General features: G+C 46.7%; 10 protein-coding genes. 3 read left to right on the top strand and 7 right to left on the bottom strand.

All coding sequences use genetic code 11. From position 1 onward, the window contains the following. The first annotated feature begins 293 nt into the window (after positions 1–293). Together BOO20_RS03610 and BOO20_RS13045 are read left to right on the top strand one after the other, a co-directional pair. Complete coding sequence (locus BOO20_RS03610) at positions 294–2,492, top strand: hybrid sensor histidine kinase/response regulator (protein WP_233120865.1); 2,199 nt, start codon at positions 294–296, stop codon at positions 2,490–2,492. Further along, a complete protein-coding gene (locus BOO20_RS13045) occupies positions 2,443–2,859 on the top strand; it encodes an Hpt domain-containing protein (RefSeq protein ID WP_233120864.1) in 417 nt (138 codons plus the stop codon). The genes BOO20_RS03610 and BOO20_RS13045 overlap by 50 nt, the downstream gene beginning before the upstream one ends. Positions 2,860–3,370: 511 nt before the next feature. Here BOO20_RS13045 and tnpA read toward each other — a convergent pair. Beyond that, complete coding sequence (tnpA, locus tag BOO20_RS03605) at positions 3,371–3,814, bottom strand: IS200/IS605 family transposase (protein WP_076790655.1); 444 nt, start codon at positions 3,812–3,814, stop codon at positions 3,371–3,373. Positions 3,815–3,952: 138 nt separating this feature from the next. Here tnpA and cqsA point away from each other — a divergent pair, with 138 nt between their 5' ends. Further along, positions 3,953–5,152 (top strand): alpha-hydroxyketone-type quorum-sensing autoinducer synthase, encoded by a 1,200-nt coding sequence (gene cqsA, locus BOO20_RS03600; RefSeq protein ID WP_076790653.1) that lies wholly within the window; start codon positions 3,953–3,955, stop codon positions 5,150–5,152. A 48-nt stretch (positions 5,153–5,200) separates the two neighbouring features. Here cqsA and BOO20_RS03595 read toward each other — a convergent pair whose 3' ends face one another. The 6 genes from BOO20_RS03595 to BOO20_RS03565 all read right to left on the bottom strand — a co-directional run bounded on the left by BOO20_RS03595 (position 5,201) and on the right by BOO20_RS03565 (position 10,717). Then, the gene (locus BOO20_RS03595; RefSeq protein ID WP_076790651.1) at positions 5,201–5,671 is read right to left on the bottom strand and encodes an SRPBCC family protein; all 471 of its coding nucleotides are present in this window, start codon (positions 5,669–5,671) and stop codon (positions 5,201–5,203) included. A gap of 105 nt (positions 5,672–5,776) precedes the next feature. Next, on the bottom strand, positions 5,777–7,456 hold the full coding sequence (locus BOO20_RS03590; protein ID WP_076790649.1) for a murein L,D-transpeptidase: 1,680 nt from the start codon (positions 7,454–7,456) through the stop codon (positions 5,777–5,779). A gap of 15 nt (positions 7,457–7,471) precedes the next feature. Then, on the bottom strand, positions 7,472–8,188 hold the full coding sequence (locus BOO20_RS03585; RefSeq protein ID WP_076790647.1) for a murein L,D-transpeptidase catalytic domain family protein: 717 nt from the start codon (positions 8,186–8,188) through the stop codon (positions 7,472–7,474). Between the two features lie 291 nt (positions 8,189–8,479). Next, complete coding sequence (locus BOO20_RS03580) at positions 8,480–9,202, bottom strand: SIMPL domain-containing protein (protein WP_076790646.1); 723 nt, start codon at positions 9,200–9,202, stop codon at positions 8,480–8,482. Positions 9,203–9,259: 57 nt separating this feature from the next. Then, positions 9,260–9,916: a hypothetical protein gene (locus BOO20_RS03575; protein ID WP_076790644.1), complete on the bottom strand. Its 657-nt coding sequence runs from the start codon at positions 9,914–9,916 to the stop codon at positions 9,260–9,262. 354 nt (positions 9,917–10,270) lie between these two features. Beyond that, positions 10,271–10,717: a M10 family metallopeptidase C-terminal domain-containing protein gene (locus BOO20_RS03565; RefSeq protein ID WP_158068726.1), complete on the bottom strand. Its 447-nt coding sequence runs from the start codon at positions 10,715–10,717 to the stop codon at positions 10,271–10,273. Positions 10,718–10,743 lie beyond the last annotated feature (26 nt).

Below are 10,743 nucleotides of genomic sequence, written 5' to 3'. Positions count from 1 at the left end.
TTCTATTTTATTATCATAACCTACAGGGATTTATTTTTTCAACAGTTGGACACCAGTGACCTATAATATATGTAAATATAAGCTCTATAGCCGGCTTATTAGTGATATGAGATGGTGTTACACTTATGAGACCGGCAGTGATTACCCCCCCCTGTTGTTTCTGGTAAAAAATAACAGTGACTGTCATAACAAAAGCTCTGGCAATCGACGCGGGATGATCTTGCAGGTAACGCACAGGGTACATCTATAGCCGGAATAAAGGCTTTGGTAAGGCATAAAGAATACTGTTTCTGATGCATATACTTAAAAACAAAGCCAAAGAAATTATAGAGCATACCGAACCGAATCTCGGCGTTGTAGGGCTTTTCGGCTTTCTTGGCTATCCGGTTTATTATCTCATCTGGGCCTATATCTTCCCGCAACCCTACGAGAATCTGCCTCTGCGTATATTCTGCGCCTTCATCAGCATCCCCTGGGTACTCTACCGGTTTATTCCCAAAAAGCTGAAAGAGATTTTCCCCGTCTATTTTTTCATTTCGCTCTTTATTGTTATTCCTTTCTTTTTCAGTTTCATGATGCTGAAAAACGAATTCTCAGTGGTATGGGCAATGTCCACTATGGCCGGTTTATTCCTGCTGACACTGCTTATTTCAGACCGGGTCCTGGTCAGCATCATGACCGGAGCAGGATTCATGGTTGCCTATGTCACGGTGCTTACGATTGACGGCAGGGTCGGCTTCACCTACTTCATACCTGAGTACATTCCTATTTTCATCTTCTCCATTGCAGGAAGCATTATTGCCAGCCATAAGCAGCAGCAGGCCTACAAGTCGAAAATTGCGCTCATGAAAAGCCTGAGCGGCAGTATCGCCCATGAGATGAGAAACCCGCTCAATGCCATTACCACGGCCATTGCTTCTGTACAAAACACGCTGCCCGTAAAACCGGGCAGTGATGCGGCGGCTAAAAGCTACTACCGCTTGAGCCATTCCGGACTCATAGATATTCATAATATCATTGAGGACAGTTCGCACACGCTGAGCAGTGCAAACAAGATCATTGACTCCATCCTCACCATCCTGCAGGGAGGAGAGGTGATCGTCGATGAATTTATCCGGATCAGATCCGAAAACGCAATTGAAACCGCACTGAGCAGATTTCCTTACAATGATGTCAAAGAAAAAAAGGTTATCAGCTTTGAAAAATGCATGAACTTTGATTTTCTGGGAGATCGAGATCTGTTCTTCTTTGTCATCTTCAATCTGCTTAAAAATGCTCTTTACTATAAGGACAGAAATAACTTCCATATAGCAATCACTACTGATGTAACCGCTTTGTCGAATATCATCAGGGTCAAAGACAATGGACCGGGGATAAAAGCAAAAAATATTGAGCAGATTTTTGAGAGTTTTTATACCTCCAACAAAAAAGGAGGGAACGGGCTGGGTTTATCCTTCTGCAGAAGGGTGATTGAATCGTTCGGAGGCACTATCGTCTGTAACTCAAAGGAGGGGGAGTGGACTGAGTTCACCATAACACTGCCAAAGTATTATTCCAAAACCGTTGGGGAGATTAAAAGAAACATCCTTCGTAAAAAAAGGATTCTCGTAACCGATGATGACAGCAGCAACCGCCTGATTATTTCAAAATATCTTTCGGAACTGCATTGTCAGATCGATCAGGCAGAAAACGGCCTCCAGGCAGTCGCGATGGTTTCAGAAAAACGGTATGACCTCATTTTTATGGATTTCGAAATGCCGTTTCTGAACGGAGATCGTGCTGTCAAACTTATTCGTTCGGCACAGAACATCGATCCGTCTCTTGCCCTGCATTATCGTGACGTACCGATTATCGGCATTACTTCACTGCCGAAGCCCGAGGCAACAGAGAGAGCCGAAAAAAACGGAATGAATGAAGTACTTGCAAAACCGGTGAGCGTTGTAACCACAAGAAAAATTATTGAAAAATACTTTTTTTCCGAAACATCTCCGGACCGGTATGAAACCGAAATAACCGTCAGCAACAAAAGAATTCTTCTGGTTGATGATAACGAGACAAGCCGGAGAATCATGAGCGCCCTGCTTGAGAACTATGGCTACCACATCGAGCAGGCATTCAATGGCAGGGAAGCCCTCTCGATGCTTGAAAAAGAGGATTTCGATCTGATTCTCATGGATGTCGACATGCCGGTAATGGATGGTATTGAAGCCACAAAAGCCATCAGGAGCGGCAAAAATTTCTTCCGTTTTCGCGCCGGTAAAACCATACCAATTATTGCCATCACAGGAAATAACGATGAACAGAGCTCCCGAATTCTGAAGGAGGCCGGCGTTAATTTTCATCTCTGCAAACCGGTCTTCAAGGACAAGCTTATAACAACCATTAACGTTTTTCTGAAAAACAATATTCAGGAGGAGACACCAATGATCAGTAATACACACTATGAATCAGAAAAGGAGGGTTCCGACTTCTGGACTGACAATAAACAGTGAAAAAATTCTTGACAGTTCAATTATCGATGAATTGAGAGAGATAGGCGGTGATGAATTAATCGTAACGCTTTTCGAAACCTTTATCGATGATGCTGACAAATGCACTGCCGATCTTGATGCAGCGGTAGGTAATCAGAACATGAAGCAATTTGATCATCTCATTCACTCTCTCAAGGGCACCTCAGGAAGTATCGGTGCCCATAGAATGTATCTGCTTTCAGGATATATCAATGAGTTTTCCCGCAATACAGCATGGCCTGACAACAGCTCATGGATGGAGATCCTGAAAAACGTCTATGCGGAAACCATAAAGGAACTGAAAAATTACATGCATATTTTAACCCAACACTCCTCCCGGCAAACCTGAGTTTATGCGTAATGACTTTGTAAAAAAGCCGTCGCAAATGCTGATGAACCGCTACAAGGTTACTTCCGCAAGCACTCTCCTCCTCATTTTTAACCCTCATATTTCGCTGCCAGGGCAACGACTGGCCAGGTAACGCTTCACTGCTCCGGCAGGAAGAGCTATAACGCTAATTATCAAAACATTCTGTATCTTCATTTCATCATATTTTATCATATTGCGCGCCGGTCAGCCGGATGGATTATTATTCCTGTTCAGATTTGATCGCAGAAATATGCCGATAGTGCATGATGATGAAGAGTTCACATGATTTTCATGTATGAGCAGGTTAAGAAGATGTACCCGGAAGCAGTACGATAACCTCGATCATCCTGAACCATTATGATGGCTGAATGAATTAGAAACCGAGTATGATCTGATGATCAGGCGCCCCGGTAAACTATCTGCCGGGAAGATAATTCTATAAAATAAAGAATCCCCGCCGCAAGCAGCGGGGTATTGAAGATTTCCTCTGTTAGAACAGTGACAACTGATAGTTACTGTAGAGTTTCTGATACGTACATCCCTGCCCCTTGACATACTTGCCTATCATGTCTTCATTTCCATGCTTTCCCACCGATCCAGCATAATACCCATCCGACCACATCTCACCACCCCACAACAGCTTTTTAACTTTGGGACAGCGCCTGAACACTTCTCGAGCAGAAATACTCTTTATCATCGTCACGATTTTCGTGAGACTATACGTTGGCACTGATTGCACCAAAAAATGCACATGATCTTTATCTGTTCCGATTTCCAGGAACTTGATCTGATAACGATTTTCTATGTCCAAGCACACATCTTTCAGCACTTCATCAACCTTATCATCAAAAATCACGCGTCTATACTTTGCTGGCAGCACTATGTGATACATCAGAACGGTGACATTATGGCTCTTGTGAATATATTCGCTCATGCCAACTAATATAAATCATGTCACGCCGCAAGCAGCGGGGAATATGACCCGTAGAGATTTAAATCGCTTCCAACAGAGTACTTTTCTTACAATGAACTGCTGCCAGTAAAGCACGGGCCAATCCAGATGAGGTAAGCAATGAGCAGTACCGGTTTGCCCATTCCCGATTTTCTTGATGCGCGACTGCTCGCCTATGAGGAAGCATCGATCAAAACACGCAGGAATGGAAAACCCCTCGTACTCGGCAAAAAACCACATCCGGGATCAATTATTCTCCAGAGTAATGATTATCTGAGCATTTCAACCCACCCCCAAATTTTACAGGCGCAGATTTCAAGACTCGAACAGGCACACCATGAAATGGTCATGTCGGCGGTTTTTCTCCATGAGGACAGCGACAAATCGCTCTTTGAAAAGGCAATGGCCGAGTTTGCCGGTTTTGAACATGCAATTTTATGCCAATCCGGATGGGCGGCCAATGTAGGTATCATGCAGACCATTGCCGACCAGAATACTCCTGTCTATATAGATTTTTTCACTCACATGTCACTCTGGGAAGGGGTCAAAACATCCGGTGCCCCCTTTTACACCTTTATGCATAACGATGCCGCTCATCTGGAAAATCTGGTAAAACAGCATGGCCAGGGCATTATTGTTGTGGATTCGCTCTACAGTACAACCGGAGATATTGCCCCTCTCGCGGAGATCATCGATATCGCCAATCGTCACAACTGTCTCTCCCTTGTTGATGAATCTCACTCTCTGGGTACGCATGGGCCCCGGGGAGCCGGGCTGGTGGCCTCCCTCGGCCTGACCGACAGGGTACATTTCATTACCGGGAGTCTTGCAAAAGCTTTCGCCGGCAGGGCGGGTATCATTCTCTGTTCGAAACGATTTGCCGAGTATTACCCCTACGCAGCCTTTCCGGCAATTTTCAGCTCAGCTCTTCTCCCTCATGAAATAGCCGGGTTGTCTGCAACCCTTGAGGTGCTTATCAAGAGTGACGACCGGAGAAAAATACTGCATGACAATGCTCTTTTCTTTCGAAACGGACTGGAGAGTCTTGGCTATTTTCTTGCCAGCCAGTCACAGATCATCTCACTTGAACCAGAAAGTGAACCCCAAATGGAAATATTGCGGGATGCGCTGGAAGATCGAAATGTATTCGGCTCCGTATTCTGTGCGCCTGCAACACCGAAAAACCGCACGCTCATGCGTTTTTCACTCAATAGCGACATGGAAATCAACGAACTGCAGCAGGTACTTGACGTCTGCGCATCAATAAGAGATGAGGTGGGTATGCGGGAATGGAAGTCAACCAAAAGGAAAAAAACCTGACAGGTCTCCTGTTACACCATTTCCCTCAGAGCGACGGCAAGAAACCGGTCATAATGCTGTGAAGCTCTTCTGCAGGTTAGCCAGATAGTGATCAATCAGAGAGGTAAACTCCATTACCACCAGCGGGGAGATGATGATCTGCAGAAACGAGGGGAAATCGACCATCAATTCACCTTTTGTTTTCAGCACTATCGCGGTTCCATCCTCTTTCTGCCGTATTGCCCACTCCCCTTCGACCTTCGCATTGCCGACTCCGGCAACAGAACTCCATGCAATTTTCCGCGAAGCCGCCTCGGCAGAGTAGCAACAGGCATAGATTGTCTGCTGCAGCGTGTAGCTGCCGATACCGATCTTTTCCATCTCCCAGCGAAAAGTATTGGAGCCAAGATCAATCAACCGGTCAACTTTCGGAAAATGTGAGGCAGAACGGGGGACATCAGCAAGAAGATCGAACACCTTATCGGTTGCAGCAGGAGTTTCAAACGCCCGCTCTATATTGATCTCGACAGAAAATGACATAGGGGCACCCCGGTTAATTTGTTCCGCGATTCCCCGATTCACCGGGATCGCACTCGACCCGATCACAACAAGGCTTGGCGCTGCCCTCAGAAGAACAGATGCTTACTATTGGGGAAGGGGTTTATCAAGAGCTTTCAGCACAGCACTATCTCTGTTGTAGACATCATCAAGAAAAACAATCTCATCACCTTCGGCAAAAGCTGTCAGATAGAGGATAAACACAGGAATCCGTTTCGGCAGGTAGACCGTTGCTGTTTTACCGCTATTGATTGCGGCCTGAATCCTCTCCCTGCTCCATTTCAGACTGTCCTGAAGAACCAGCCTGGCGAGTTCCTGGGGATTTTCAACCCTGATGCACCCGGAACTGAAGGTTCTGCTGCTCTTTTCAAAAAGATCCTTGGTCGGAGTATCATGCAGATAGACCGTATGGCGATTCGGGAGCATAAACTTGATCCGGCCCAATGCCCCGTGATCTCCGGCAGTCTGCTGCAAACGGTACGGGAAATTTGCTCCTGTGTATTGTGACCAGTTCACCGATGCCGGACTGACAACGGCACCATTCCGGTCAAGGATGTTCAGCTTTTTCCTGCTGAGATAGGCACTGTTTTTGCGGATAGCCGGCAGCACATCTTTCGACAGTATGGTCGGAGGTACCACCCAGCGTGGATTAAAGACAATATACTTCATATCCGCCTTGAGGACAGGCGTTTCACGATAGGGCTGCCCGACAATGACCCTGGTTCCCCAGCGGTTACGACCATGTTCAACATAACGAAGGGAGAACTCCGCAATATTAACCATGATATAGGTCGGTTCAAGGTCGTTCATAAACCATCTGCACCGCTCCATATTTATACGGATCTGTTCAATACGACGCTCTACAGGCAGATTCATGGCCCTGAAGGTCGCGGGTCCGGGCACACCATCCGCAACCATTCCGTTCCGCTTCTGAAACCGCTTGACTGCCTCGACCATTCTTTTGTCATAGATCCTTGCGGTATCAGCGGCAGCAACTGTTATGTCACCGGAAACAACAAGGCGTTTGCGTAACGGCAATACACGATTGTCCGTGGCACCCTCTTTCAGACCTGTCAGATCAGGCACAACCGGCCAGCCGCCATCTTTGGCAAGAGCACGATTCCGGATCAGTCCTTTTCTCAATTGAAGGTACTCGGAGTGCTGCGGACGAAGTTCCGCCAAAACAGCGGCAATCCGTTCAGCAGTCACAGCATTCTGAAGCCTGTACTCCAGGACTGTGCTTCTGTGAAAATCATTGATATTCCAGTTTGGATCAAGGCTGACGGGATCAACCTTGCCATAACGGAGATGAGTGGCAAGGTTGAGAAATGCATCGCTCAGGAGAAGATCAAAGTTAGCCTCCTGCTGGGGCGTCTGGGGGGGCTGATTGTAAAATACCCTGAGCGCCCTGATGTGGTAATCCGCAGGATCAAGACCATCATCGGCAGCACTTTCTATGGCTGTGATCAGCTCGGTAATCATCGTCCGTTTTATCCAGACAGGCCTGTATCCCCGTGCAGCATAGAATCGGGCTAGCCGGTTCCGGAACGAGATCCCTTCAACCAGAGAGAGCTCTGCGCCCTGCACTGTTTTACGGGTAAAGTAACTGCGGATATGCTCTGTTACAGGGTCAGGAACGACACTCTTCTGCCGAATAACCGTATTCTGCGTTTGTGGTTGAAGAGTAACCTTCTGAGGTGCGGGCGCCCTTACCGGAACCGGTTGAACAGGACTGAATGCAAGCCAGACGAGAAGAATACCAATCATTCGTAACTCAATACATTATGAAAATGGATCGAAAACACTCTCTTGAAGGGCAAGATCGGGATTGAGCACGGTTGACTTGAGCGCATAGTCCCTTCCTCCCTGATAGATAAACATACAGCTCCCGCCTTTTATCAGGTTAATAACCTGCTGAAAAGCCTCAAAAGAGAGCGCGGGACACCCCTGACTTCTGCCAAGACGGCCATGCTTCCTGATATAATCGTAGGAGACATAATCTGCACCATGCATCACAATACTTCTCATTTCAGCATTATCGTTAATCCCCGGCTCCATTCCAAGAAGCCTGAGAGAATAACCATTCTTGCCGTCATAGGTATTTCCTGTGGTATAAAAACCGAGACTGCTTTGATTGGAGCCCGGTTGATTGGAAAAACTCTGTGCATAGTTTTCGCCACTTCCGCTGCCATGCGCAACAAGACCGGAATAAAGCAGTCGTCCCTCATTGACATCAATAACAAAAAGCCTTTCCTCGACCGATGGAAGGTTAAAATCTATCACTGTAAGAATACCGTCACGGGATACCTTTCCCTGCTCCCGGAGGGAATAATAACCGGAAAGCGCCATACTGAGCAGCTTTGGATTTATCCGGTTCCGGAGGTCAGGAGATCGGGAGAGCGAAGAAAAGTTTTTCAGGAAAGGATTTGTCAGGGAGTCTCCCTTCACAGGAGAGAGCAGCATAAGCATCATCAATAACGCAGATATCAATCGAATCATAAGCAACCTCAATCGGAGTTAAACCGGAGCCATCAACGCTCGTCGGTATATGCATAAAAAAACCAACCCGGGTATGCAAAACACGGAACTTCAGATAAACATGAAAAACAAATACATAACCAAAACCCCGGATTAAACGGGACAGTTCTTGCTCTTTTTACCGGAGAACAGAAGAATGGAAAACAAAAAAATATTCAGTCAAGATACTATTTATTTCGGCAGGTTCAAATCATCCTCAATCCCCGACAAAGCCAACTCTCTCCCGGTTTCTCTTTCAGCGCGAATGTCTGCTCATCTGACAGGAGCGGTGATAAAACGCCAACGTGAGTTGATGGTTACTGAAATCTCCTGATCAGCAGGGGCCAATTCTGTACTTGCGGGTGCCGGGGCTGCCCTCATGGCTACCGCCTCCATATATGGTCGTTCCTTGTATGAAGGCTGGCCCAAGCTGACTTCGATCAACTGCCCAAGACGCCCTCCTGCCGAACGGGCCATAATTTCTCCCTCCCTGCGGGCATTGCCTACAGCTGATGCAAGTGCTTCCTGGCGAAGGGCATCATAACGGCTTGATGAAAACATAATATTCTGAACTTCATTGGCCCCGGCCTGCACCACAGCATCAATAACCCTGCCGATGCTGCCCAGAGCACGCACCCTGACCTTTATGGTGTGCCTTGCCGTGTACCCTTTCAGGACGTTTTTAGCGGTTGACGGCTCCCACTCCCACTTTGGTGAAACGGTAAAACCTGCCGTCACAGCATCCCCGGATGCAACACCGGCCCGTCGCAGCGCATTCTGAACCGCCTGATACTTTTCAGCAGTATCGGCCGCAGCCCTGTCTGCACTGTTTGCGTCCGACTTAATCTCCGCAATAAACTCCGCCATATCCGGCTTTACCGATACCACTCCTGACGCCGATACCACAACCTGACTCTCTTCAGCATGAGCCGAAAAAGGAAAAACAGAGTGAAGAACAAGCAGGCTTGCCGCAACGATACTCAGCCTCATTTTCATAGTTATCCTCAAATTCAGTGATTTACTATTTTAGCAACAAAGCGCCGGCCCCACAACCTACCACTCTGACGAATAGAGCCCGACTATCTCCTTGTATGCTATGGCAACGGCACAGGAGGATACGGGAATCGTTACCAGAAGGCCGACACCGAGAGCAAGCGCACCACCAAAATTCAGCAGGGCCAGCAGACAGGCAAACCCAAAAATTGCCCACCATTGTCTGGTAACAATTTTGCGGCTTGTCTCCATCGCCTGCCAGAACTCCATCCTGTAATCAACAATCAGAAACATGGTAAACGTATAGCCTACAGCAAGATAGATTCCGGGCAGAATAAGCAGCACCAACCCGACAGCAACGAGAAGCCCCATCGCCAAACCCGCCAGAAAAAGAGGCAGCAGGTATTTAAAACCAAGAAAAAAGTCTGAAAACTGAATCTCCTGTCCACTCATCCGCTTGAAAACCGCAATCCCGAAACCGGCACATAACGGCGCAGTAAGTGATGAGAAAATAATCGATCCGCCTCCATTCGACATCGAACTTAATGCCGAAATCACAAACACAACAAGGGTGAACCCTACAAATTCACCGATGTTCAGCCGGAACATCTCCCAGCCCTTGCGAATATATTCAGAAGCAGTAACCTCGTATCCCTCATTGATCTGGCGATCAAACAGCACGGGATCGACTTTAACGCCGAAATCAAAAGCAGCCATGATACTCTCCTCTTGTCAGGATTATTGAACTACCATAAGAGCAATTTCGACATCAAGTGATGTAACAGAACAGACGGGTTTGCTTACGGACAACCGGACACCACCAAAATGTACTGATAATATACAATGAATTCCTTTAAGCTGCACATATTCATCAAGGTCATCATCACTGGTCATGTGGCCATCTACATCAGCACAAACAATTCTTCTGTAAAAGGAGTGATCCAGACTAAAGAGCAAGGGGGAGGTATAACGTCTGCTCAAAGCATATACAAAATAATGCTCTGGAGTAACGATGATTTTGTGGAAATAAAAAAGGGCAGCGAATACTGCCCTTTTTGAAAAAACCGATGGTTAATCGTTGCTGGATATACTGAAATGGTTACCATGTACATCATTGGCGGCAACTCCGACAAGGGTAACCTGCATCTCTACTGTTGTCGCATCACCATCATTATCAACCCAGACTACGGTATTTCCTTCTCCGTCATCAAAATAGCTGATCCCGTTTGCGACAAGATGGTTTGGAGATGCAAAATAGGTGGCAGAGGAGAATGACTGACTACCACTTTTAACACTATTGGCATCAATTGCTTTGAAATCCAGCTTGTCATTTGCTACATCAAAATCATAAATAAGATCACCGGTATCATGCAAATCAATGTATTTATAAGTGTTAGAGCCACCACTACCACCATGGAGCGAGTCAGCACCATATCCGCCATAGATAGTGTTGTTACCTCCATCACCATAGATAGAATCGCTGCCGCCCCTATGTGTTAATATAGATGTCGCGTCCAACAAGGAGGCGAATTATGGAATATTCA

The sequence above is a fragment of the Chlorobium sp. KB01 genome, from assembly GCF_001975465.1.
Lineage (GTDB): Bacteria > Bacteroidota > Chlorobiia > Chlorobiales > Chlorobiaceae > Chlorobium.
The sequence above is the reverse complement of the archived record's forward strand: the minus strand, read 5'-3'. Positions and strand labels throughout refer to the sequence as shown.

Bases quoted from the DNA above. Each gene is read 5' to 3' on its own strand.
- BOO20_RS03610 (WP_233120865.1), top strand. From the start codon at position 294: ATGCATATACTTAAAAACAAAGCCAAAGAAATTATAGAGCATACCGAA.
- BOO20_RS13045 (WP_233120864.1), top strand. From the start codon at position 2,443: ATGAATCAGAAAAGGAGGGTTCCGACTTCTGGACTGACAATAAACAGT.
- tnpA (WP_076790655.1), bottom strand. From the start codon at position 3,814: ATGAGCGAATATATTCACAAGAGCCATAATGTCACCGTTCTGATGTAT.
- cqsA (WP_076790653.1), top strand. From the start codon at position 3,953: ATGAGCAGTACCGGTTTGCCCATTCCCGATTTTCTTGATGCGCGACTG.
- BOO20_RS03595 (WP_076790651.1), bottom strand. From the start codon at position 5,671: ATGTCATTTTCTGTCGAGATCAATATAGAGCGGGCGTTTGAAACTCCT.
- BOO20_RS03590 (WP_076790649.1), bottom strand. From the start codon at position 7,456: ATGATTGGTATTCTTCTCGTCTGGCTTGCATTCAGTCCTGTTCAACCG.
- BOO20_RS03585 (WP_076790647.1), bottom strand. From the start codon at position 8,188: ATGATTCGATTGATATCTGCGTTATTGATGATGCTTATGCTGCTCTCT.
- BOO20_RS03580 (WP_076790646.1), bottom strand. From the start codon at position 9,202: ATGAAAATGAGGCTGAGTATCGTTGCGGCAAGCCTGCTTGTTCTTCAC.
- BOO20_RS03575 (WP_076790644.1), bottom strand. From the start codon at position 9,916: ATGGCTGCTTTTGATTTCGGCGTTAAAGTCGATCCCGTGCTGTTTGAT.